The sequence below is a fragment of the Acetobacterium sp. K1/6 genome (assembly GCF_034438075.1).
In the GTDB taxonomy this organism is placed as follows: Bacteria; Bacillota; Clostridia; order Eubacteriales; family Eubacteriaceae; genus Acetobacterium; species Acetobacterium carbinolicum.
In genome coordinates, this window is the sequence record NZ_JAXQGA010000003.1 from 35,808 (window position 1) to 61,157 (window position 25,350).

Annotated in this window: 24 protein-coding genes; 23 read left to right on the forward strand and 1 reads right to left on the reverse strand. The window is 43.3% G+C overall.

From position 1 onward, the window contains the following. The first annotated feature begins 23 nt into the window (after positions 1-23). The 11 genes from U2P91_RS03275 (at position 24) to U2P91_RS03325 (ending at position 11,531) form a co-directional block, all read left to right on the forward strand. Complete coding sequence (locus U2P91_RS03275) at positions 24-503, forward strand: CatA-like O-acetyltransferase (protein WP_111888725.1); 480 nt, start codon at positions 24-26, stop codon at positions 501-503. Positions 504-642: 139 nt separating this feature from the next. Then, a complete protein-coding gene (locus U2P91_RS03280) occupies positions 643-984 on the forward strand; it encodes a DUF3796 domain-containing protein (RefSeq protein ID WP_111888726.1) in 342 nt (113 codons plus the stop codon). 2 nt (positions 985-986) lie between these two features. Continuing rightward, positions 987-1,196, forward strand: coding sequence for a helix-turn-helix transcriptional regulator (locus tag U2P91_RS03285; protein WP_111889773.1), 210 nt, complete (start codon positions 987-989; stop codon positions 1,194-1,196). Continuing rightward, a complete protein-coding gene (locus tag U2P91_RS03290; protein WP_242988510.1) occupies positions 1,193-2,080 on the forward strand; it encodes a M23 family metallopeptidase in 888 nt (295 codons plus the stop codon). The genes U2P91_RS03285 and U2P91_RS03290 overlap by 4 nt, the downstream gene beginning before the upstream one ends. A gap of 319 nt (positions 2,081-2,399) precedes the next feature. After that, positions 2,400-3,440, forward strand: a complete 1,041-nt coding sequence (locus U2P91_RS03295; protein WP_111888728.1) for a helix-turn-helix domain-containing protein — start codon at positions 2,400-2,402, stop codon at positions 3,438-3,440. A gap of 248 nt (positions 3,441-3,688) precedes the next feature. Next, on the forward strand, positions 3,689-4,462 hold the full coding sequence (locus U2P91_RS03300) for an ABC transporter ATP-binding protein (RefSeq protein ID WP_111888729.1): 774 nt from the start codon (positions 3,689-3,691) through the stop codon (positions 4,460-4,462). 1 nt (position 4,463) lies between these two features. Next, a complete protein-coding gene (locus U2P91_RS03305; protein WP_162624520.1) occupies positions 4,464-5,576 on the forward strand; it encodes an ABC transporter permease in 1,113 nt (370 codons plus the stop codon). A 1-nt stretch (position 5,577) separates the two neighbouring features. Continuing rightward, positions 5,578-6,837, forward strand: coding sequence for an ABC transporter permease (locus U2P91_RS03310; RefSeq protein WP_111888731.1), 1,260 nt, complete (start codon positions 5,578-5,580; stop codon positions 6,835-6,837). Positions 6,838-6,911: 74 nt separating this feature from the next. Continuing rightward, complete coding sequence (locus U2P91_RS03315; RefSeq protein WP_111888732.1) at positions 6,912-8,051, forward strand: sensor histidine kinase; 1,140 nt, start codon at positions 6,912-6,914, stop codon at positions 8,049-8,051. A gap of 14 nt (positions 8,052-8,065) precedes the next feature. Beyond that, entirely contained in the window at positions 8,066-8,695 is a 630-nt protein-coding gene (locus U2P91_RS03320) for a response regulator (protein ID WP_111888733.1), read from the forward strand. Positions 8,696-8,789: 94 nt separating this feature from the next. Continuing rightward, a complete protein-coding gene (locus tag U2P91_RS03325; protein ID WP_111888734.1) occupies positions 8,790-11,531 on the forward strand; it encodes a cation-translocating P-type ATPase in 2,742 nt (913 codons plus the stop codon). 110 nt (positions 11,532-11,641) lie between these two features. On the opposite strand, the gene U2P91_RS03330 is transcribed toward U2P91_RS03325, so the two are convergent. Beyond that, entirely contained in the window at positions 11,642-12,235 is a 594-nt protein-coding gene (locus tag U2P91_RS03330) for a TIGR00730 family Rossman fold protein (protein WP_322518999.1), read from the reverse strand. 264 nt (positions 12,236-12,499) lie between these two features. Between U2P91_RS03330 and U2P91_RS03335 the strand changes: the two genes are divergently transcribed. The 12 genes from U2P91_RS03335 (at position 12,500) to U2P91_RS03390 (ending at position 25,345) form a co-directional block, all read left to right on the forward strand. Next, entirely contained in the window at positions 12,500-13,390 is an 891-nt protein-coding gene (locus tag U2P91_RS03335) for a metal ABC transporter solute-binding protein, Zn/Mn family (protein WP_111888736.1), read from the forward strand. Continuing rightward, positions 13,387-14,154, forward strand: coding sequence for a metal ABC transporter ATP-binding protein (locus U2P91_RS03340; RefSeq protein WP_111888737.1), 768 nt, complete (start codon positions 13,387-13,389; stop codon positions 14,152-14,154). The genes U2P91_RS03335 and U2P91_RS03340 overlap by 4 nt, the downstream gene beginning before the upstream one ends. Position 14,155: 1 nt before the next feature. Continuing rightward, a complete protein-coding gene (locus tag U2P91_RS03345; protein WP_111888738.1) occupies positions 14,156-15,016 on the forward strand; it encodes a metal ABC transporter permease in 861 nt (286 codons plus the stop codon). Further along, positions 15,013-15,471: a Fur family transcriptional regulator gene (locus tag U2P91_RS03350; RefSeq protein ID WP_111888739.1), complete on the forward strand. Its 459-nt coding sequence runs from the start codon at positions 15,013-15,015 to the stop codon at positions 15,469-15,471. Before U2P91_RS03345 ends, U2P91_RS03350 begins: the two co-directional genes overlap by 4 nt. Before the next feature lie 92 nt (positions 15,472-15,563). After that, positions 15,564-16,859 carry an MFS transporter gene (locus U2P91_RS03355; RefSeq protein ID WP_111888740.1) on the forward strand — a complete coding sequence of 432 codons (1,296 nt, stop codon included), beginning with the start codon at positions 15,564-15,566 and terminating at the stop codon, positions 16,857-16,859. A gap of 27 nt (positions 16,860-16,886) precedes the next feature. Further along, entirely contained in the window at positions 16,887-17,705 is an 819-nt protein-coding gene (locus tag U2P91_RS03360; RefSeq protein WP_111888741.1) for a glycerophosphodiester phosphodiesterase family protein, read from the forward strand. Positions 17,706-17,933: 228 nt separating this feature from the next. Then, positions 17,934-18,749, forward strand: coding sequence for a glycerophosphodiester phosphodiesterase family protein (locus U2P91_RS03365; protein WP_111888742.1), 816 nt, complete (start codon positions 17,934-17,936; stop codon positions 18,747-18,749). Between the two features lie 174 nt (positions 18,750-18,923). Beyond that, positions 18,924-19,379, forward strand: coding sequence for a peptide deformylase (def, locus tag U2P91_RS03370; protein WP_111888743.1), 456 nt, complete (start codon positions 18,924-18,926; stop codon positions 19,377-19,379). A 38-nt stretch (positions 19,380-19,417) separates the two neighbouring features. Beyond that, on the forward strand, positions 19,418-20,320 hold the full coding sequence (locus U2P91_RS03375; RefSeq protein ID WP_111888744.1) for a helix-turn-helix transcriptional regulator: 903 nt from the start codon (positions 19,418-19,420) through the stop codon (positions 20,318-20,320). A 72-nt stretch (positions 20,321-20,392) separates the two neighbouring features. Further along, positions 20,393-20,860: a VOC family protein gene (locus U2P91_RS03380; RefSeq protein WP_111888745.1), complete on the forward strand. Its 468-nt coding sequence runs from the start codon at positions 20,393-20,395 to the stop codon at positions 20,858-20,860. A gap of 122 nt (positions 20,861-20,982) precedes the next feature. Further along, on the forward strand, positions 20,983-21,534 hold the full coding sequence (locus tag U2P91_RS03385) for a GNAT family N-acetyltransferase (protein WP_111888746.1): 552 nt from the start codon (positions 20,983-20,985) through the stop codon (positions 21,532-21,534). Positions 21,535-21,742: 208 nt separating this feature from the next. Next, on the forward strand, positions 21,743-25,345 hold the full coding sequence (locus U2P91_RS03390) for a B12-binding domain-containing radical SAM protein (RefSeq protein ID WP_111888747.1): 3,603 nt from the start codon (positions 21,743-21,745) through the stop codon (positions 25,343-25,345). Positions 25,346-25,350: the final 5 nt, after the last annotated feature.

A 25,350-nucleotide genomic window follows, 5' to 3' on the forward strand; every position in this document is an offset into this window, starting at 1 on the left:
GGTATTATACTAAGTCCAGGTTTTTGTCCGCACCCCCGCAGTCGGAATTTCGAGTTGCAAAAACAGCGGATAAGCTGGAGTATTATGAGGTTTTACACCCCTCCTATGCCTGTTTTCACGAGGATGACAAAACGATGTCGAACATGTGGACAGAATTTGATCCGGATTTTGAAAGCTTTTATCAAAACTACATGAATGATCAGAAACAATACTCCGGAAACCACGGGATTCTGGCAAAACCAGAACTGCCACCCCCCAACAGCTTTATGGTTGGGATGCTACCGTGGACACAGTTTAGCAGTTACTCACCGGTACCTTATGCCAAGGCGGATTATTATTTTCCCGTTTTACAGGCCGGTAGATTCTTTGAAAAAAGCGGCCGAAAAATGATGCCCTTTTCGATCACCGTTCACCATGCCGTTGCTGATGGCTATCATGTGAGCTTATTCCTGGAAAAATTTCAGACTGCTATGAATCATCCCGAACAATGGATCAGGTTATGACGAAAGTTGTGGCCTTTTTTTATTTGGGCAGACGACAGATTGCAAAAGCTGTTTTAAATGCGATCAGGTTTATTGACATTAATCTAATGATGTGGTATATTTCTAACATGATGTTATAAATATACCACATGGAGGCAAGATGAAATTGAATCGACTGGGATTTTTATCACTACTTTCACTGTTGGGCATACTGGGGTTATTTGTTGATAATAGTGGTCTGCTGGGCTTCTTTGGTTTCTTATACTATCTTCGTTATTTTTTTGTAATCCCGGATGAGCTGTTTCAGGAGAATGTCAGGAAGGCCGCAAGTATCGGATTTTTTACAGGAGTTGCTGCAACTGGTTTAGTCTTTGCATTGCGCGTCGTGTTACCGGTTTCTATAGCGCCAAGTGTCGCATTGGCGACTACTTTTATTGTTTCGGTAGCTTGCTTCACTATTGCCCTAGTGGTGTTTGAAATTAGAGAACAGCGGGGAATATGAAGATGGCTCTGATTACAAAAATACGCGAGTATCGGGCCCGGTACAATCTGACCCAGGATGAGCTGGCAACCCGGGTGGGGGTGCGGCGGGAAACCATTGTCAATCTGGAGCGTGGTCGCTATAATCCGTCGCTTAAATTAGCAATGGATATTGCCAGGGTTTTTGTCACCACGGTGGAAGAATTGTTTATCTTTAGTGACGAGGTGAAATGATGAAGCAATGGATTAACTGGTGTGGTAAACTAAAATTTTTGGGATTGCTCGGATTGCCGGGTCTTTTCTTTGACGACAAAATTTTTGATATTTTCTGGTTGTTCTGGCTGTTTGGTTTGGTTGAAATATTTAATAATCTGCCGGTATTTGTTCAGTCGATTAAACAATTTGGGGGGATGTTGATTATTCCACTGCGTTATCGTTCGCGGCTTCCCAATCCTAACAATTATGTCAGCCCGATTAAATATTCCCTACCGTTTTCAGGCGACTGGATGGTGGTTAACGGTGGCATTGAGAAAGCGTTTTCTCATTCCTGGAGCGTTCCGACTCAACGTTACGCTTACGACTTCCTGATCCTTGACGAAAACGGTAAAAGTTTTCAGGGCGATCATCAAAACGTCAGCAATTATTATTGCTATAGCAAACCGATTTTAGCTCCTGCTGATGGGAACGTAGTTGAAATCGGCAACGACTCACCCGACAGTCGCGTTGCCGGAAACGGCCAGATCGATTGTGCTGGCCGTGATATCCGTGGTAACTACCTTTTGATTTGTCATGCCAAAGCGGAATACAGTCTTTTGGCCCATTTGCAGCCAGGCAGTATTGGTGTTAAAGTCGGAGACACCGTCAAGCGGGGACAGATCATTGCCTATTGTGGAAATTCGGGCAACAGCTCCGAGCCTCATCTCCACTTTCACCTTCAGAATGGAATCAGTTCTTTTTATTCGGCAGGGCTTCCCATTGAATTCACGCAGTTATCCGTCAAACCCACGCCCAACTATTCCGTTTATGATTCCCGCCCGGTGCCAGCGCTTACTTATCAATCGAAAAATCACATTGCCCGCGGTCAAACGGTGGTAAATAGAAATGATCCAGCGCAGTAAAAAGGACACGGGTTTTAAAGATTTCCGATGGTGATCGTATTTTCTGAATCAAATTGGAAACACGACCCTGATTACATCAAATGCGGAAATGGATAGCTTCACTATTTCCCGAAACGAAATTATTGGGAAGTTTGAGAGCAGTGAGAGAACCTCTGGCTATTCCATGCAGATCTGCCTTTGCAGCTTCTTTTCGCTGAACATAACGGTTGGTTAATAATACCAAAAGAATCATGACAATGCTTCACTTGTGAGGAACCGGAATTTTTGCTATGCTAGTTAACAAAGGTCCAGTGCATTTATCTGATGGGAGAAGCAACACATGAAAATAAACAAAGTAATACGAAAGTATCGAAAAGAAGCAAATCTTACTCAGGAACAGATCGCAAATTGTCTGGGCGTATCAGCTCCGGCGGTAAACAAGTGGGAGAATGGAATATCATATCCAGATATTACTTTATTATCACCACTTGCCCGGGTTTTGAAAATTAACATTGATACATTATTGTCCTTCAACGAAGAATTAACGGATAAAGAAATTGACCTGCTGGCAAATGAAATAGCCGAGTTGGCCCAAAATGCGGGTTATCAGCAGGCGTATGAAAGAGGTGCAGATCTCATTAAAGAATATGCTACTTGTGATCGACTCATTCTTTCGATTACAAGTATTTTAGATTGCTTTCTTACTCAGGGCGTGGAAAATCAGGATGGATATGAGGCGCAAATTTTGCTCTGGTATGAATTAATAGCCACAAGCGAGAAACAAGAAATTGCGTCCATGGCAGCGGCTTCATTGGTGTCAAAATATACAAGTAAGCAAGAATTTGAAAAAGCGCAGCAACTGATCGATCGTATTCCACCAGCGGGTTATGATAAACAACTTATTCAGGCGATGCTTTTTAAAAATCAGGGTAAAAACGAAAAAGCTTATGAAATTTATGAGCGGATGTTATTAAAGAATGCCAATGAGTTATGGAACATTATCCAATTAATTATTCGCTTACTATCCCAGGAAGAAGCCTTTAATAAAACGAAAAGATATATCGATTTAGGTAAAGAAGTCGTTCAATTGTTTGATTTGGGAGCCTATAGTGAAAATACGACAGAACTTTTTCTTGCCATTGAACGGCGTGAAACAGAGAAAAGTCTGGAAATCTTAGAACAAATGGTTTCGAAAATTGAAACCATTTCTGATTTCAGAAAATCGGATTTATACACCCACATTAAGTTTAGGGAGCCACGTGGATCGGATTTTGACATGGCAAAATTGATGCTGAAAAGAGGACTGGAAAGCGATGAAGAAAGCGCATTCTTTAAAGATGAACCGCGATTCAAAGCCATTCTTAAGGCCTTAGATCATTAAGGGGTGTTTATTACCCAGTTGCTAATGCTAGCAACTGGGTTTGTTTCTGGAAAATTTCAGGATGCCATGAATCATCCTGAGCAATGGATCTAGGTTATGACGAAAGTCATAGCCTTTTATTTCTTTTTGCACTATGTAAGCCGTTCCCAAAATGATATCTTAATCATGAACAATCTGTGGTGATCAAAGAATCGGGCAGATTATGGCGTGAGATAGATAAAAAGTGTGATAGAGAAAGGATATTAATTATGGGAGATGCAATTGTAAAACTGGAAGGCCTGACAAAAAAATATGATGGTAAGGCTGTCGTCGATCATGTTTCACTGGAAATTCGGCAGGGGGAGATTTTTGGCTTGCTGGGACCAAACGGTGCTGGTAAAAGTACGACGATGAATATGATCTGTTCGTTAGTGAAGCCAACCGCCGGTAAAATCAGGCTGTTTGGAAAAGATGTCCAAACCGATATGAAGGCGGCTAAAGAAAGGCTCGGCTACATTCCCCAGGAACTGGCCATTCATGGCAATCTGAAAGCCTGGGAAAATGTCGAGCTGTTTACCTCTCTTTATGGAGTAAAGGGTAAAGAACTAAAAAAAGCAATTGATGATTCCTTGGAATTTGTGGGATTAAAGGATAAACGCAATGTCTTTTGTAAGAATTTTTCCGGCGGCATGAAACGCCGACTAAACATTGCCTGTGCCATCGGACATCATCCGGAGCTGTTGATTTTTGATGAACCCACGGTGGGGATTGATCCCCAATCCCGAAATTTTATTTTAGAAAAGATAAAGGTTGCCAATGAACAGGGGGCCACCATTATTTATACCAGCCACTATATGGAAGAAATCGAAGCAATCTGTTCCCGGATTGCGATCATGGATAATGGCAAAATCATTGCCATGGGAACCAAAAAAGAACTAACTGAACTGGTCACAGCGGAAACTGACTCGACAATGAGCCTGGAAGAGGTTTTTCTAACCTTGACCGGCAAGAAGCTACGCGATTATGCTGAGGGAGAGATGTGATATGCCACTGATACTGATTAAAAATAACATGAAACTGATGTTTCGTAATAAGTCCTTTCTGCTGTTGATGATCATTATGCCGATCATTGTCATTGCCCTTTTGTCCAGTGCCTTTAAGGACATGATGGCAGCGGCCCGGGATATTGATCCCTTTACAGTAGGGTACCGGATCACGGCGAATAGCCCGTATCAAACCTATCTGCCGGAACTTAAAAAGGCAAGTGCCAAGAATGATGTAACCCTAATTGAATATCCGGAAGGTGAGATAAAAAAGCTGATTGAAAATGAAACCGTGTCTGCTTTTGTGGATATCCAGGATGACGATTATATCGTGTATCAATCAAGTGCGAAGAAAGCCGAGGCATTGGTTTCAGAAAGTCTTTTCGACAATTTCTTTTATCAGGTGGATGCCAATACCGCCCTGGTAACCGCCCAGATGAAGAAAGGACTTGTCGATATAAAATTGCTGGAAACAGATCGCGAAAGGGCGTCCCGGGAAGTGCTCTCAGTCGAGCCAATGCCCACCTCCACCGATTATTATGGCATTATTTACATCGTCTTCTGGAGCTTCTGCGGGATTATTCCGTTGGCCGCAGTGATCGCCAGCGAACGAAAAAATGCGATACCGCAGCGGATGCGGGTGTCGCAGATGAGCAAGACGCAGTTATATCTGGCAAAATTTGTGCCCTGTTTTCTGGTAACCTTTATGGCCATGGCGGTGGCCGGGACAATTTCGGCGCTACTCTTTCAGGTGCATTGGGGCGCATTACCGGCTTCAGTAGGGATTATCCTGCTTTCTACCATGGCAGCCGCCGCTTTTGGGGTTTTTCTTTATCAGTTATTCAACAAGGTGGTTGTTAGTGTGGTCGTGGGCTTTTCACTGACCTGGATACTGGGATTATTTGGCGGTTCCTTTGATCCGTATATGTATGAAGACTTTTCGATTACGCTAATGAAGGCATCGCCCCTTTATTATGTCAACCGGACCCTGGTGGAATTTTCCACCAAAGGATACAGTGATTATGTTGGGATCTGTCTGATTTATCTGATTGGTCTGATTTTAGTTTTTGGAATACTGGGCAGTATGCTGATGAACCGGAAAGTGGAGGAATAGAATGAACGGCTTTGTTACGATGGTAAAAACTAATCTGAAGCTGTTGCTTCGAAATAAGGGCTATCTGGCACTGGTGCTGCTGCTGCCGATTTTATCGGCGGGTCTGCTTTCGTTGCAATTAGGTGGTGAAGTGTCAATGAAGGATGACACCTCGTATATGGTTCAAACGATTGAAGATCGGGCGGACAGCATTACCAGTATTGAGAATACCAAACTGATGGTTAAGCTGTATGATAACAGCAACACCGAAACATCAGACTATCTGGCCCAGGAACTGGCCGGTTCAGGCCTTTTCCGAGTTTTTCGTTATAATCAGGAAGTGGTTGATCTGCCGACGGCAAGACAGGAAAGTATTGATGGCGCCGGAAAGAGCAATATCGGTGCGGTGGTCTATATTCCTAAGGATTTTGAAGCCGATCTGTTAGCGGGGGGAACCGGAAAGCTATCGCTTCTGGAGATTAAAAGTGACGGACGAAATGCCTTGTTAAACAGTAATGTCAATACCTATCTCAATTTTATCATGAAGGCGACGGAAACAACCGGCTATGATAAGACTGCCCTTGATGCGATGCTTAGTGAACTGAAAGAGAGTAAGCTTAATAAAAAAATTGAGGCGGTGGAAATCGGAAATAGCCTGACATTAACCAGTCAGCAGAACCACCAAAGCACCCGCATTGGTTATTCAATTGCAGTGCTGACAATGGGTTTTCTGTTCTGTGGAGTCTTTATTGCCGATATTATCGTTAGAGAAAGAAACAATCAGGTCTATAACCGGATATTTCTATCAAAAGCCAGTATTCTCAATTATGTTTTGTCAAAAATGGCCATGATCTTATTAACGGTCGGGATCCAGACAACTATTTTAGCCATGGCAACGCCGCTACTGGTGAGTACTGATTTTGGCATCCCCTTTCCCAGTTATTTGTTTCTGGTTTTTGGTCTGGGCTTATGCATTAGTACCCTTTCAGTGGTCATTGGCACCCTGGTAGGGAATACCATGAATGCGACCTACGCCGTCTTTGCCATCTGGATTGTGTCAAACATCATGGCCGGCTTGTACTTTCCTATCACCAGTGCGGCTCAATGGTGGGTAAAAGCCTCACTGCTGATTCCCCAGCGGTGGGTGATCGTCGCTTCAGAAATGTTGATGACTGGCGAAACCGGGGTTTATGCAATGTACGGGCTGATTGTCGGCAGCTATCTGCTGATCCTTATGGCCGGCACCTCGATTGGCATCATGGTTGGAAAAAAGGATTATTAAACAATTGCATTGAAGTGAAAATCGAAAATGTGATAGAATGTTCGTAAAGTAAAGGTGGATGGGAAGTCAGACAGATGTTTGAAAAGATGAAGGATAACTATTTCTCGATGATGAAATTTTGCTGTCTGACGGTCATGCTGGCATATGTGATTGTTGACGGTGAGAAATCATTTCAAGTGATCAGCCAGGAGGGGTTTTGGCTGGGATTGTTTGTGGTGGTATCAACCCTTTATGAGTTGCTGGATAAGGAAAAAATCGGCTGCTTGCTTACTGAAATAATCTTTGCGATAGGGATCTTCGTTTTATTTAGGGAAAGTAGCATCGGTTTTTATTTAATTCCGGTGGTGGTATTGGATACGGTGGTTTATTTTAAACTGCCCCTCGTCGTCGGCTTGATGGTCTTTGCCGGTGTCCTTTTTCATCCCCCGGATTTAGCCGTTTATATGATTTATAGTATCTTTATTAGTGTTATTTATTTTCAGAATCATGTGCTGATCAAGCGGTATCAAGATAAGCTGGAAAATTATGAGCAGGAAGAGTTTAAACTAAAGGATTCCATTTCGGACAAAGACTTGCACTTTAAAAAGAAACTGGAACAGAACAGCCTGCATTATAAAAATCAAATCCTTACCGAACGGGCCGGAATTTATCAGGCCTTGCATGATAAGCTGGGGCACAGCATTAACGGTTCCGTTTATCAATTGGAAGCCAGTAAGGTGCTGATTCATAATAAACCGGAACAAAGCAGTCGGATCATTCAGGCCGTCATTGATACCTTAAGAGAAAGCATGGATGAAATCCGCTTTATCTTGCGGAAGGAAAAACCGGAGCACAAAAAGGTGGCCCTGCATCAGCTTCAGGGATTGTGCGAAGAATGTCGGGAAAAATATGGCATTCAGGCGATCTTGCGACTAGAGGGGGAAGATAAAGAGATCCCCGATCACATTTGGGAAGTGATTCTGGATAATGCCATTGAAGCCGTTTCCAATGCCCTTAAATATGCAAAATGCTCCAGACTGGCCATCGAATTGGTGGTTATGAACAAAATCGTCCGTTGCAGTATTTATAATAATGGCACAAGCTGCGAAACAATTGTCGAAGGAATGGGGATTCAGGGAATGAAAGACCGCACCCGGAAAGTAAGTGGTCTGATTGATATTGATGGTCAAAACGGATTTCGGATCAATATGATTTTTCCATTAACTTCCGCTTAAGAAAGGCGACAGACATGACTAAAATAAAGGTAATCATTGTTGATGACTCTGATTTTGTACGAGACGGCATGGGCATCATCTTGGGTGTCGATGACGAATTTCAAGTCGTTGGCTGTGCTAAAAATGGCAGAGAGGCGCTGGAATTTGCCCAGAAAGAAAAACCGGATGTTTTTTTGATGGACATCCAGATGCCGGAAATGGACGGCATTGCCGCGACCAAAGAGATTGTTGCAAAAGGTTTGGGAAAGGTGCTGATTCTGACCACCTTTGATGATCGCGAGCTGGTGGAAAAGGCGATGAAAAATGGGGCCGACGGATACCTGATCAAAAATCATACTCCGGAACAATTAAAACAGAGCATTAAATCCGTTTATCATGGGGTTCATTTTCTTGACAGTCAGGTGCTTGATAAATTTACCGAACCGGAAACAAAATGCAGCACCGGTTTTGACGGCAGTTTGTTTACCGTCAGAGAGCTGGGGATTATCGAAGCCGTAGCCAACGGCTTATCGAATAAGGAAATTGCCGAAAAACTTTTCTTAAGTGAAGGCACTGTTAAGAATTATATCAGTGTGATTCTGGACAAGGGCAATCTTTCTCACCGCACCCAAATGGCTATTTATTATTTAACCGGCCGACGATAAGCAGGAAAACTCAGCCACTCAACTAGAAAGATGTTGTATTTTAACGATTTGGGGTATCCAATAAGTAAGTATAGTCTTATTTGGAGGGTACTTTATGCAAGAACAAAAGAAAAAACAGTCGCAGACAGAAAATTTTATCCGAAAAAATTGGCATGCTCTTGAAGAAAAGGTTGTTTTTAAAGCGTTAGAGAGTAATCCGGCCGGGCTTGAACCTGGAGAAGCAGCCAGTCGGCAGTCCGCTTATGGTAAGAATGCGTTACCGATGAAAAAGTTGCCGTCGATCTGGACCATTCTGCTTCATCAAATTAAGAATCCGCTGATCTTTATCCTGATTGCGGCGGCAATTTTATCGCTGGCGTTAGGCGATGCCAAGGATGCTATTTTTATTCTGATTGTCATTATTCTAAACAGTGTTTTAGGTGCCTACCAGGAGTACAATGCGGAGAAGAGCGCCGCCAGTTTACAGAATTTGCTTAAGATTAAGGCCAACCTCAGGCGGGGCGGAAAAGAGGTTGAAATTGATTCAGAGGAGCTTGTTCCTGGAGATATTGTTTTACTGGCATCGGGAGACAAGGTACCCGCGGATTTGCGCCTGCTGGAGGCTAAAAATCTCGCGTCAGATGAAAGTTTTCTAACCGGCGAATCCATCGAAGCAAGTAAAAAAGTAGGTCGGTTGTCCGAAAATATGGGCATCGCTGAACGAACGAATATGGCTTATGCCGGCGCCGTAATTACATCGGGCCGGGGAACGGGTATTGTGGTTGAAACAGGGACAAACACCGAAGTTGGTCAAATAGCCGAGCAACTCAGTGAGTCTGAAAGTGCAAGCCCGCCGCTGGTCACGCGGATGGAAAAATTCACCAAACAAATTAGTGTGGTGGTTTTACTCATCAGTGTTTTTTTAGCTGTTCTGCTAAGACTGCAGGGGCTTGATTTTGCGGCCATCTTCTTTGTAGTGCTGGCCCTGGCGGTTTCAGCGATTCCCGAAGGGCTTCCGGTAGCACTAACAGTGGCACTTTCGATTGCGGCATCCAAAATGGCAAAACGCAACGTCATTGTCAGAAAACTACCAGCGGTGGAAAGTCTGGGTAGCTGTACCGTGATTGCCACCGATAAAACAGGTACACTGACGGTTAATCAACAAACAGCACGGCAGGTTTTTTTGCCAGATGGACAAGGGTTTCACATCTCAGGCCAGGGCTATAATGGTGAAGGAAGTCTTGAGACCGAACAGAAAAATCAGATCTCGGATCAGCAGCAGATACGTTTAGAAAAGTTGGCGGTTTCTTTTGTCATGGCAAATGAAGGAACCCTAACACAAGAAAGTGGTGCCTGGACGCATCACGGCGATGCCATGGATGTGGCATTTTTGGCACTGGGCTATAAGCTTGGGATATTACCGGAAGCGGTAAAGTCTGAAAACAGGCTGCTGGAGATGATTCCCTATGAATCGGAACGGCAATTTTCAGCGGCCTTTTATGAGAAAGAAAGCACAACCTTTGTTGCGGTTAAAGGTGCCGTTGAAAAGATACTAAAGTTTTGTGATCAAATGGCAAATCAGGATGAAACGGTTTCTCTCGACCCGACAACGATTGAAAAACAGGCTGAAGCGCTGGCTGCTCAGGGTTACCGGGTATTGGGAGTTGCGGGAGGCAAACACCCGGGATATGAAAAAAAGGACCAGTATGAAGATGAGGATTTGCCAGAAATGGTTTTTCAGGGGTTGGTTGCCTTTATTGATCCGTTACGACCAGAAGTGGCTGATGCGGTGGACGAATGTAAGCAAGCCGGAATAAAGGTGATCATGGTTACCGGCGATCACCCCAAAACGGCAATGGCCATTGCCAATGAGGTGGGGATTGTCGAGCCCGATGAGGCAGTGGTAACCGGGAAAAAATTAAGTCAGGCAGGATCTTTGGTTGATGCGGAATTTAAAAGTCTGGTTAATTCAACCCATGTCTTTGCCAGAGTTTCACCCAAACAAAAATTGGAAATTGTTGAAGTTCTGATTAACCAGAACGAATTTGTGGCCGTTACCGGTGACGGGGTTAACGATGCCCCGGCGTTAAGACGGGCAAACATTGGGGTTGCCATGGGCTCCGGTACGGATGTTGCCAAAGAGATCAGTTCGATGATTGTAACAGATAACAATTTTGCTTCGATTGTATCCGGTGTGGAAGAAGGGCGCTTCGCCTATGATAATGTGCGCAAAGTAATCTATCTGCTCATTTCAACTGGTGCGGCTGAAGTTGCTCTTTTTCTAGCGGCGATCTTCACCGGGATGCCCTTACCCTTAATTGCGGTTCAGCTACTTTGGCTTAATCTGGTTACTAACGGTATCCAGGGTGTGGCTCTGGCTTTTGAAGATGGCGAGCCAGGAGCCATGAAAAGGAAACCCCGAAAAACCGATGAGAAGATTTTTAATCCCCAGATGATTAGTCAAACAGTGCTTTCAGGCGTTACCATGGGAACCATCGCTTTTGGGTTCTGGTATTACCTGATCATTCTCCAGGGGTGGGATCATATGGCGGCTCGAAATATCGTGCTCCTATCAATGGTATTGATGGAAAATGTCCATGTCTTTAATTGTCGGTCGGAATTTTCATCAGCATTTAAAGTTCCAATTAGCCGTAATTACATATTGGTGATGGGCGTTTTAGCTGCTCAGGGGATTCATATTCTGAGTATGCATCTTCCTTTTATGCAACAAACACTTGAGATAGAACCGATTTCAATTTTTGAATGGTTGGTGGTTTTTGGCTTTACCCTGCTACTCTTAGTGGTCATGGAAATTTATAAAATCGTCCGCAGGAAAATGAACGCAGCACTCAGTTAAAATTAGCAAAGATACAGAAAAAAAGAGGTTTAACCGAAAACGCCATTGGAATTGGGATTCCAATGGCGTTTAGTGGGCACTTAATTTAGGGCAATGTTTTTTTTTGCATTTTATTTTATCGTGGCCGGATCCAATTGCTGCCACTTGTTGCCCAGAACAGGCGGGGTATAGTGAATCATTTGACGGATCAATTCGTCGGGGTCTGTTGAGACCAGCACCAGCTTTGTGTTGGACGGGTTCATAAAACCTTCGTTGACAATGTTTTGCATCATTGCAATAAAGGAATCAAAAAAGTTTGAAATATTGAAAATCCCAATCGGTTTTTTATGAATCCCCAGTTGTGCCCAACTAAAGGTTTCAAATAATTCTTCGAAGGTCCCCACCCCTCCGGGAATGGCAATAAAACCATCAGATAAGTCGGCCATGGTTTGTTTGCGTTCATGCATGTTTTTTACTTCAATAAAACGAGTCAAACGGTCGTTAATCACTTCGTTGGGGAAAAGGCCTCCGGGCATAACCCCTGTGACACAGCCACTATTGTCTAACATATGATTGGCGATTTCGCCCATTAGACCAAATTTTGATCCGCCGTAAACTAATTCAATGTTGTTCTTGACGAGCACCAGACCCAATTTTTTTGTCATTTCTTTGTACTCCGGACGAACACCGAGATTGGAGCCGGAATAAACACAAATTCTTTTCATAATGATGACCTCCTGAAATATGAATGCTAAAGCTAGCAATTATTCTACTTATATCTTAAAATAAGAATATTTAAATGAGATCTTAAATTATAACAAACAAAACCGTGATATGACAAGTTATATTTAGCAGATGCTTAAATAGTTTACAGCAATATTCGACTAATAATCTTTGTATAATACCATTGACACAAAAGAAGCGTAGGCTTACAATTAATATGCAAATACAAATCATTTGCATATTAACCAAAAGAAGGTGGTAGGAAAATGAAAAAGATGAGAACATTGCGTGTTTTATCGGGATTAATTCTGGCCGTTTGTCTGTTATTATTAGTAAGTGGCTGCAAGAGCGGCAAAGAAACTTCAGCGATCAGTAATGGTGAGGATAAAAAGCCAATCGTGGCCGTGACCATTGTACCGGAAAAAACTTTTGTGGAAGCCGTTTGCGGCGATCTGGCGGAGGTTATTGCATTGGTACCGCCGGGAAATAGTCCGGAAAATTATGAACCGACGCCTCAGGAAATGGAGAAATTCAGTCAGGCAGAAGTATATTTTACTATCGGCGTACCAACGGAGGAAGCAAACATCTTACCAAGTGCAGGAGAGGTTAAGATCGTTTCATTACAGGAAGCAGCAAAGGCTGTTTATCCCGAAAGATTATTTTCCTCGGGCGAAAGAGATCCCCACATCTGGCTTTCACCAAAGCGGGTGGAGGTAATGGTAGAAACCATTGCAAAAGAAATGTCAGCACGAGATCCTGAGAATCAAGCGGTTTATCAAAAAAATGCCGAAGATTATATTGCCAAACTTAAGGCTTTAGATCAGGAAATAACCACCGCTCTGGCACCGGTTCAAAATAAAAAAATTATTGTGTATCATCCGGCATTTGGTTATTTAGCCGATGATTATGGGCTGGAAATGATTGCCCTGGAAGAAGAAGGCAAGGAAGCAACCGCTCAGCAGCTTCAAGCGATCATTGACCTGGCAAAGAAAGATAATATTAAGGTTATTTTTTATCAGGCCGAAATTGATAGTAGTCAGTCTCAGGCTTTTGCCGATGAACTCGGTGGAAAAACGGTTCAACTAGCTCCGCTGGCGGAAAATTATATTGAAAATCTACAAACGATGGCAAAAACGATGGCCGAGGTTATGCAGTGAAAAATAAAGTCGTACAGGTGGATAATTTAACCGTCTACTATGGACAAACACCGGCAATTGCCGGTGTTTGTCTTGATGTTTATGAAGGTGAGTATTTAGGGATCATTGGACCCAACGGCGGTGGAAAAACAACGTTGCTAAAAACAATTTTAGGAATCAACCCGCCAACGGAGGGAACCGTCCAGATATATGGAGAGCCGATTGCGAAAAAACGGATACTGATGGGGTACGTTCCTCAGTATGCAGCCATGCATAAGACATTTCCGATTACGGTATTTGAAGTGGTTTTAACCGGTCGGATCAAAGCTGGCTTTAAACCCTTTTTTCATTACTCGGAAGAAGATAAGGAGATCGTCGTGAATTTATTGGCAAAGGTTGGGCTTAGTGATCTGGCAGACCGGCAGATTTCTCAGCTTTCAGGGGGAGAATTTCAAAAGATGTTAATCGCCAGAGCATTGGCAGTTAAACCGAAACTGCTGCTTTTGGATGAACCCACAGCCAGTGTCGATGCGGTATCACGTGAGCAAATATATGGTCTTTTAGAGGAACTCAACAAAGAAATGACGATCATTCTGGTGACCCACGATCTGCTTGCCGTATCCTCTTATGTGGGGCGACTAGCATGTTTGAATACAAAATTGGTTTATCATGGCGAGCCTGAATTGACGGAAGATGTGGTTAACCATCTTTACGGCTGTGCAGTTGATCTCATTGCCCATGGCGTTCCTCATCGGGTACTAAAGGATCACGGGGAGGATTGCTGAGATGTTAGATGCATTATCTAAATATCAATTTTTACAGAATGCTTTTTTTGCCGGGATTTTAGCCAGCATAGTTTGTGGGTTGATCGGAGTAATCATTGTTGAGCGAAAACTGGTAATGATGAGCGGCGGCATTGCCCATACGGCCTATGGTGGGGTTGGTTTGGGCTATCTGCTAGGTTTTGAGCCGATTATTGGGGCCTTTGTTTTTTCAGTCTGTGCCGCGTTGGGAATTGGTTATATTAATAAAAAGGGCGGAGCTGAATCGGATGTTGTCATCGGTCTGTTCTGGTCAGTTGGTATGGCACTGGGGATTTTTTTTATTGCCTTGATGCCCGGCTATCCGCCTGATTTGAGTTCCTATCTTTTTGGGAGTATTCTATCGGTTACACGCTTTGATCTTTATTTGATGATCGGCTTAACACTGATTGTCGTTTTTGTGGTGGTGGTGTTTTTTAATCATTGGAAGGCCTATCTGTTTGATGAGGAATTTGCTACTATTTTAGGTGTTAATACGACAATACTAGAGTATGGTCTTTTGATTCTGGTGGCAATGACCGTGGTGGTGCTGATTCGGGTTGTCGGAATTATTCTGGTTATTGCCTTGCTGACCGCCCCGGCGGCATCAGCGGGAATGCTTAGCTCAAATTTCAGAAATCGGATGTTTTATGCTATAATATTAGGGATTATCTTTTGCCTATCGGGCATGTGGATTTCGTATGAGATGAACATTGCTTCAGGTGCGACGATCGTTATTCTGTCAGTGGGATGTTATTTTTGTTTGTATCTGGGTCAGGCAATCAGACGCAAAATAAATCGGAACGCTCAGAAAAGTCGAAGTAAGCGGAATGAGGAAATCAAATGAAAAAGTTGGATATCCGTGAAGAACTGAAAAACAACGGCATGAAATCGACAAAACATCGGGTGGCGATTCTGGAGATACTGATAAAAAATGATCAGCCTGTTTCAGCCGAGAATATATTTTTTGACATACAGAAAATGGATGTGTCCATCAATTTGTCAACCGTTTATCGAAATCTTGAAGCTTTGGCAGAAAAGGGACTGGTGACAAAATTAAGTTTGTCGGGGGACAACCGTTCGGTGTTTGAGTATAATAAAATGGTTCATCGGCACTATCTGATTTGTTTGGGTTGTAAAAAGATCCTGGCCATTGAGCATTGTCCCATTAAAAGCTATGAACATCAAATTGAAGACGAAACCGATTATGAAATTGTTGGACACAAACTGGATCTTTATGGTTATTGTCCTAAATGTAAAAAAAATAATCCCGGCTATCAGCCAAAAAATTCGCAGGACTGAATTATGAAGATTTGTTAAAGATTTGTTAAGCGCATTGATAAAGTATACCGTGGATGCTATACTTTTTTCATGAAGAAAAAAGGAGCATATTGATGAAGCTGGATTACCGACTCACTGTTTTAGTAGGCCTGGGTTTTATGACTGTTAGTGCATTTTGGAGCCTGTATGATTTTGTGATTCCAATGATTATGTTAAAAGCCTTTGAATTTGGTGATACCATGGCTGGTGTGGTTATGTCCCTTGACAATGTTTTGGCGTTGTTTATGTTGCCTCTATTTGGGATGCTTTCGGATAATACCAGTACCAGGATGGGGAGACGGATGCCCTATATTTTAGGCGGTACGGCAATGGCAGTGGTCTCCATGCTGATCATTCCCTATGCGGTGATGGCCAATAAACTGGGGTTGTTTATTGTCGCCTTGGCTTTAGCACTGTTATCAATGTCCCTTTATCGATCACCGGCAGTGGCCCTGATGCCTGATGTGACACCAAAACCGCTTCGCTCCAAGGGCAATGCAGTGATTAATCTGATGGGTGCCGTCGGCGGGATTATGGTTTTGGCGATGGTCGCACTGCTGGCACCAGACAAAGCTAACATCAACTATTGGCCGCTGTTTTTGGGAACGGCCGGTGTTATGGTAGTGGGTGTCATTATTCTTAAACTGACCGTCAATGAACCGGCAGAAGTTATCAAAATGCGTCATAACAGTGCGACTTTGGGGATTGATGTTGAAGAAGCGGAGCATGACGATACCCTGGTCACTCATGAAAGACTTCCCAAAGAATATCGAAAGAGTCTGATTTTTATCCTTTTGTCGGTCGCCTTATGGTTTATGGGATATAATGCGGTAACCTCGGCCTTTTCTAAATATGCCATGGTTTCGTTGAATATGCAGGAATCCCAGTCGGCATCGATTTTAATGGTGGCCAGTATAGCCGCCATCATTTCTTTTATTCCAGTTGGGATTCTTTCTTCTCGGATTGGACGAAAGAAGATGATCCTTGTGGGTGTGGTGGTGCTGGCCACGGTTTTTGGAACATCGGCATTCTACACGGGATTTAATCCCCTGCTGTTTGTGTCTTTTGCTCTGGCTGGGATTGCCTGGGCGGCGATTAATGTCAATTCTCTGCCAATGGTGTTGGAAATGTCCAAGGGAGCCAACATTGGTCGCTATACCGGTTATTATTATACGGCATCGATGGCAGCTCAGGTGATTACACCGATTATTTCCGGTGCACTACTGGAACATTTGGGATATCATACCTTAATGCCCTATGGGGCTTTGTTTGTCGGGCTGGCATTTTTAACGATGATGATGGTGAACCATGGCGATTCAAAACCGATTATCGGGCCATCCAAGCTGGAGTTATTTGATGTGGCAGACTGATGATTTAGAGAAACGACGAGGCAGAAGATGATCATCATTATAACAATGGTAACCGTTGGCGTAATACTTTTATATCTGTTTATGATTTCGCCGGCTCAGTTGCCCCCCAATTCAGACACGAGACTCTGGCAATATCATTACGCCCATCGCGGCCTTCATAATAAGGATCGGTCGATTCCGGAAAACTCGGTGTTAGCCTTTGAGAAGGCCGTTGAGGCCGGATATGGGATGGAGCTGGATATCAATCTCAGTGCCGATGGACAGGTGGTGGTTTTTCATGATGACAATCTTCTGCGGGTCTGTGGTGTGGATAAATTGATCACCGATTGTTCCCTGATGGAACTTTTAGGATATCGCCTGGAACAGACCGGTGAAGGGATTCCCCTTTTGACGGATGTTTTGAAACGGGTCAATGGCCAAACACCACTTATCGTAGAGTTGAAAAACACCAAAAATTGGCAGCTGCTTTGTGAAAAAGCCGCAGCGATTCTGGATCATTATCCGGGCTCTTATTGTGTGGAGTCTTTTCATCCCGGCATTGTCCGATGGTTTTACAAAAATCGGCCGCTGGTGATCAGAGGACAGCTATCAGCTAACCATCGCAGCTTTGAAGAATTGCCGGTATGGCAAAGTCTAATGATTGCATCAATTCTGACAAACGTGGCGGCCCGTCCTCATTTTGTGGCCTATGACCATAAAGATGCCCATCATCGGCTCAGTCTTCGTCTTTTCCGCCAATTAGGCGGTAAACTGGCTGGTTGGACAATCCGAGATACGGATGATCCCCTGCGGTGCATGAGGTTTTTTGATGTAATTATCTTTGAATTTTTCAGACCAGCGGTTTAAAAAACAAGATTTTACAGAAAATAGTCTAAATACTAATCTATTTTTAATGAAAGATTGAGAAAATAGTAGGGTAAATAAAAGAACATGGGTTTATAATAGATACTAGCGGTAAAAAAGAAGTGATCAGGTTATTGTGAAACAGACAAACAACCTAGTGTTTTTGCGATCGCAAAAATTTAAGAGAAAGGGACTGATTTGAATTAGATTAGCAAAAGTAGGTAAGGTTACATGACAGTGTATATCGTGGCAGGAATAGCCATATTTATCATTTATATTTTGTTGCTGCTCCCGGGCAGGATGCCAAAGGAAGTCGATGATCGATTGTGGACCAGTTATTATGCCCATCGGGGCTTGCACCAAAAGGATAAGACAATCCCAGAAAATTCGATGGCAGCCTTTAAAAAAGCAGTCGATGCCGGCTATGGAATTGAAATGGATTTAAATCTTACCGCAGATGGAAAAATCGTTGTGTTTCACGACGATAATTTATTACGTTTGTGTGGAGTGGAGCGGTTAATAACCGATTGTACCTATGAGGAATTATTGGCCTATAACCTGGGAAACACGGAAGAGAAAATCCCTCTGTTTGACGAGGTTCTGAGAATGGTGGATGGTCGGGTTCCCTTAATTGTCGAACTGAAAAATACGAAATATCTCAATGAACTCTGTGCAAAAACAGCAAGTCAGCTTGATGAATATGACGGGCTTTATTGTGTCGAATCTTTTCATCCTTTAATTGTAAGATGGTTTTATAAGAATCGGCCTGATGTAGTAAGAGGGCAGCTTTCAGTCGGTAGAAAAAGTCTCAAAGGGCTGGATGTTAAGTTCTGGCAATGGTTGTTAATTATTTCATTTGGAACCAATTTTATCACGCGCCCGCATTTTATGGCATTCTGTCACGGGGATGCCCGGCGGAAATTGGGTCTTAGCCTGTTCCACTTGTTGACCGGAAGGCTGGTCGGATGGACAGTTCAGGATACCGATGACATTGAGTATTGCAAGAAAAAATTTGATGCAATTATCTTTGAATATTTCGAACCATGAGTTTAAGGCAAAAGGTCGTAGCAGATCAGGGGATGTGCTAGGCCTTTTTTGGGTTAAAGGAGTAAAGATTCCAAGAATTCTTTTTTATACTATTTAAAGAGCAGCGCTCATTGACAGACTTCGATTTTCACAATATACTTGAGAAAAGTAAGTAAAATTAATCAGGAGGAAGCAATGGCAATACGACAACTTCGGCTTGATGAGGATCCAATCCTCAGAAAAAAATGCAAAGAAGTAAACGAAATCGATGAAAAAATACAAATGATTCTTGATGATATGCTAGAAACATTACAGAGTATTCCCAATAGTGCTGCAATTGCCGCCAATCAGGTGGGTATCCTAAAGCGATTGGTGGTTATTAATATGGGTGAAGGGGTGATAAAACTGGTTAATCCCGAAATCATTGAGACCAGTGGCGAACAGGAGTGCACAGAAGGTTGTCTGAGTTTTCCGGGAAAATTTGGAACGACCATCCGTCCCCAAAAAGTTACTGTTAAAGCGCGCAATGAAAAGGGTGATGAAATCATCATTGACGGCGAAGATGATTTGGCCAAGTGTTTTTGCCATGAATTGGATCATCTGGATGGGGAAGTATTTATTGATAAGGTGATCACATTTCTTGACGTTTAAATATGGACCTTTAAAAGGTTTTAATAAAAGGATCGCATATGAAAATTGATCGGCTAATCGGGATACTATCGATTCTTCTACAGCAAAAAAAAGTGACGGCTCCTTACCTGGCAGAGATGTTTGAAGTCTCCCGCCGAACCATTAATCGGGATATTGAAGACATCTGCAAGGCTGGAATTCCGCTGACGACAACCCAGGGAGCAAACGGCGGGATCGCCATTATGGAAGGCTATAAGATCGATAAAACGCTATTATCATCAGCGGAGCTGCAGTCTATATTGGCAGGACTTAAGAGTCTGGACAGCATTGCCGGAACCAATCAATATCGGCAATTAATTGATAAACTGGCAGTGCGTGGGGGAGTGACCCAGCCGGATAATCATCTTGTTATTGATCTGTCCTCACACTATAAAAATTCATTGGCCCCCAAATTTGAAACCATTAAAAAAGCCATTGATCAGAGGCAGGTCATTTCTTTTTATTACTATTCACCAAAAGGCGAAAGCAGCCGACAGATTGAGCCTTATTTGATTGTCTATCAATGGTCATCCTGGTATATCTGGGGCTATTGTCCGGAGCGTTGTGATTACCGACTTTTTAAGCTCAATCGGCTCTGGAACCTGCAGGTGCTGGATGAGACCTATGAGCCCCGGATTCTGCCAGAATATAACACTCAGAAGCAATTGGCCATGCCCAGCCAGATTCATCTGGTGGCAGAATTTGACCCCGCTATGAAATGGCGGCTGATTGATGAATATGGGATGGACTCTTATCAAATGACCAGGGAAGGAAAACTCCGCTTTGAATTTTATTTCTCAAGCCAAGAAAATCTTTTTAGTTGGCTGCTGAGCTTTGGTGATGGGGTAGAATTAATAAAACCTGAAGCACTAAGAGAAGACATTTTGATGATTGCGAAAAAAATTGCTGAAAAATACCAGTGATTGATTTAAACATGACAGACTGGTGTCGTGATTAGTCAGGTAGAATAAACTAAAAACAAGGAGGATTAAGAAATGAAATTTGAAGCACCGATGCTGGTGGTGGATGATATCAATCGTTCACGGGCTTTTTATTGTGATGTTTTTGGTTTGGAAGTGGTGATGGATTTTGGTGAAAATATTACCTTTAACGCAGGATTTTCGCTGCAGGATAAAGCGCTTTGGGCGAAATTTATTAATGCCGACGAAAAGTCGATTGTCTATCGGGGTAACGATATGGAGATGTACTTTGAAGAAGAAAATCTTGATGACTTTTTAAAACATCTGAAAAGTTTTGAAGGGATAAACTATTTACACGATGTCGAGGAAGCCGCCTGGGGGCAGCGAGCCATCCGCTTTTATGATCCGGATTACCATATCATCGAAGTGGGCGAAAGTATGGCCATGGTTTGCCGGCGTTTTCATGACCAGGGGATGACGGTGGATGCCATTGTGGAGCGGACCATGATGCCAGCGGAAGCGGTTAAGAGTTTTCTATTATAAATAAGCTTAAATTTAATCTAAATAGGAGAATCCCTTATACAGAAATGTGAAGGGATTCTTTTCCGTTGTTTTTAGAAATGTTATAATAAAATAGTTGAAATTGAGAAAAGAAGGATATAAATATGAGCAGAGACATTATCATCCGTAGGGCGAAGGCCTCAGATGCACAAGACTTACTGGGCATTTATGCGCCCTATGTCAGAGAAACCGCGATTACCTTTGAATATACCGTCCCGTCCCTTAAAGAATTTAGTGAACGAATAAATAAGACCTTAACTAAATATCCTTTTTTAGTGGCCGTGCATGAAGCGCAAATTCTTGGCTATGCTTATGCTTCGGCGTTTAAAAACCGGGCCGCCTATGACTGGGCGGTGGAAACCACCATCTATGTCAAACAGGACAACCGTCAAAGCGGGGTGGGAAAAAAACTCTACCAGAACTTAGAGGCAGTTTTGAGAAAGCAGAACATTTGTAATTTGTATGCCTGCATTGCCTATCCCAATCCCGGGAGTATCGGTTTTCATGAACACCTGGGCTTCCAAACCATTGGTCATTTTTCAAAATGCGGTTATAAATTTGAAACCTGGTATGACATGGTCTGGATGGAAAAAATAATTGGTGAGCATGGTGCCAATCCAAAATCAGTTATCCCCATCACTGAATTGGAGGCGTAAATAGTTAAACCGGGCTTCGAGTCGGTATTGCCGATGTCATTATTGGGCGCAGTATCAAGTAAAATTTTTAAAATAGGGAAAGCTAAAAAGTGCAGCGGATTTAACAAAAAAGCAATAGACAAATCACAAAAAAAAGAATACACTGTGAATAAAAAAATTTACGAAATAGATCTTAACGATGCATAAAAATTAAACTTGGAGGCGCATAGTGAAAACGATCAACTTAAAACTGATGCTGATTCATCGTGGAACACGGACCCATTCGATCACTCAAATTGAGCCCATCGGTCATATGTCATTGGCGGAAATGATGGCCAGTAAAGGACTTGATGTAGCTGTTTTTTCCGGCGAGCTGTTAAGAGGACTGGAATTTCTGGATCGGAGTGGCGCGGATAAAAATACGGTGGTGGGTTTATATTGTGATTATGAGAATCAGTCGGCCGTTTTAAGTTTTACCAAAGAAATAAAAAAGCGCTATGGTGCCATTGTTTTTATCGGCGGGCCCCAGACGGTGGGTTTGGGTGAAGACTTTTTGCGCGCCAGCCAGGCCGATGCGATTATGCGGGGAGAAGGTGAGTATTCCCTTTACGAAGCGATCCACGCCATTCAAAATGAAGCAAGAGAACGATGGGAAAATATCTCCGGTATGTGTTCATTTCGGAATGATGGCAGCTATTATGATAATGACATTTATCCAGCCATTGAAAATTTAGACGAATTGCCAATCATCACCGGTACAATTAAATCTGCCCAGCATCAGGGCATTAATCATATGGCAGTCATGTCAGGACGAGGGTGTCCTTTCCACTGCTCTTTTTGTTATGAGGGGGGAAACAGCAAGAACGTCCGGCGCCGCAGTGTTGAAAATGTGATGAAAGAAATCCGCTGTCGGCTTAAACAAAACCCCAATGTGAAGTACATCTTTTTCGGCGATGATACCTTCACCCTGGACAAGGAACGGGTGCGGACTTTTTGTGACCAACTCAAAGAGTTGCGCAAAGAACACGATTTTGTCTGGTTCGCCGATGCCCACGTCAATATTGTCATCAAGTATCCGGAAATTGTAAAAATGATGGTGGATGCTGGTCTGGTGCGGATGCAGATCGGCATTGAGAGCTGTAACCAGCATATCATTGATATTTATAACAAAAAAATAAAGCGGGAAGGACTTTTTGACGTCATCGAGATCTGTCACGCCGCCGGATTGCCTCAATTGGTGGGGAACATCATCATCGGCGGGGCACTGGAAACCCGGGAAACCCTGGATTTTACCTTTGATACGGTTAATGAAATGATTAAAGCTGGTCGGGGGATGGTAGAAGTCGTCAGCACCTTTTATATGCCCTTCCCGGAAACCGCGATGTCAAAAGATCCCGCAGCCTTCGGGATTATTGTAAAGGATGAAAAAGCCCTTACATCGGTGGGTGATTTTCCGGTGATTGAAACTAAAACTCTGAGCATCGAAGAAATCTGTGCGGCTCGAAATGCGTTTTTCGAAGAAAATATCAGACTGATGCGAAAAATGCTAAACGATGGCGAAATTCCTGATGCGGTCATTTTACAAAGCTATGCGCTCAGTGAAAAATACGGTCTCAGTGGGATGTGGCAGGGACTGGCCTATTCCCGGTACCCCTATTTTGATGCCCAGTATAAAGCCCGCGTTCGTGGGGATAAGCTGACGAAAGATTATCCCGGAGAGACGGTGTTTGCGACGCACCCGCAACGGATCGCTCTGCTTTCTCTGACCCCCGAGCTGGCGGCAGAAATTCCGGCGTTAAACGGATTTGTTTATTCTCCCTTTGAATTTGAAGTTTTAAAATATAGCTCCGGAAAACTGGCGATGTTTGAGATGGCCAAAATACTTTTTCCGGAATACCAGAAGAGCTTTGAGAATTTTGACGCGTTTAAGTTGCATCTGCTAGATACTATCAAAAAACTCGAAGCTGTCGGTATGTGTGTATTGTCAGGTTCACTGAGTGCGAAAGTGGCAGATAAAGAATGGGAGAATCGGGGAGAAACAGTGAAAAAAACAGTTGAGGATGTTGTGAAAAATAAGTTTATGCTGTTTAAGTTATCAACCATTGGGATGGAAATTGCCGGCTTTAGCCGAAACGGTGCCTTTCTGGGTATCTATGGTCTGGCAAGCTATCTGGATTCGAAGGGTTATGACACCATTGTTTGTGAATGCCGACCAGATCAGGCGATCGATTATTTGAAACGATACCCCTTCAACGAAATTTGCGGTATTGGCTTTTCGGTAGACTTTGAAAATAAGCATGTGGTTAAAAAAGTCAGTGCGGCAATTACACAAATGCATAATATTCCAGTGCTGATTGGCGGACCCGAAGCCATTTCTCTGGATGAAGACGATCTGCGTCAGTCTCAAGCGGTAGCCATTGTCAGAGGCGAAGGTGAACTGGCAATGGTGGCGGTTCTCAATGCCTTAAAAGAAAACAGAAGCCTGGATGGGATTGCCGGAATCTGTTATCTCAACGAAAAAGGTGAGTATATCGATATGGGCGAAGGTCCAGTGGTAGAGAATCTGGATGAACTACCGTTTCCGGCCTATCATAAAAGCATTACTCCGATTGATTATGCCAGCCTTTATCTCATGAGCAGCCGGGGCTGCCCCTATCATTGTGTTTTCTGCCATGAAGGAGCCTTGAAGCGGCCAATGCGGCAGCGGAGTGTAGCAAACGTTATTGCCGAAATGAAACATTTTCTCCTTAAATACCCGGAGCTCAGTTATTTTAAATTCTGTGACGACACCCTGGTCACCGACCCTAAATGGCTGGATACCTTTTGCCGTGAGGCTAAAGCGCTTCAGGCCGTGAAACCCTTTCAGTTCTATTGTGAGGCTGATGTGGTGTCCTTAAGCAGGCGACCGGAAGTCCTTAAGTTGATGGTGGATGCCGGCCTTAACCGGCTTCAAATTGGTATTGAAACCGTGGATAAGGCGATGCTCAAGATTTATCGTAAAAATATTTCACCGGAAATGGTGGAAACTGTTGTTAAAGCGGCCTACGATGCCGGGGTGCAGCAGGTCTTCGGAGCGTTGTTAGTGGGTGGTCCCTTTGAAAATCGTGAGCACATTGAAAAAAACAAGGCCTTCGGCGCCAAACTGTTGCGATTGGGCCCGGGGATGATGGAAATTGCGCCCAGTATTGTGATGCCCTACCCGATGACCGATATTGGGCTGCACCCCGATAAATACGGGCTGACAATTTACGATAAACAGGGACTGGGCTGTATTTCTGATTACCCGATTATGGATAGCGAAACCATGGATCGTCGGGAGATCATGGCGGCCTATCAAGAATACCTTCAGAGCTTTGTCGATGAGATCAAGATCATGCTTAGCGATGGCGAACTGGGTCATGAGGATATTTTAAGGTGCTATCAAACATCGATGGCTTCAAATGGGCCCAAATATTGGATTAATATTATTTCTCATCATAAGCCGACCTTAACCGCTTATTACACGATGCTGGCCCGGGAATCCGCCAGCCGGGTTATCGATGTCGATCCGGCTGAGCTGCCGAATTGGCGACCTCAGCGAATGATTGAGATGTGGCGGGATGTCGATTTTTCCCAGGGCTATCCACTGTTATGGGGTGAGGCATTGTCACCCTTTGAATACGAAATTATGAAATACTGTACCGGCAAAAGTACCATCTTTAGCATTGCTGAGATCCTTTATGAGCGATTCGGAAAACCATTTAATGAGGGTGTGGATGAATTAATGGAGCGGATCATTGAAACTCTGAAAGTTTTTGATAAAAAATATTGGTTGCTTGTTGTTCCGTACTAGAAAAT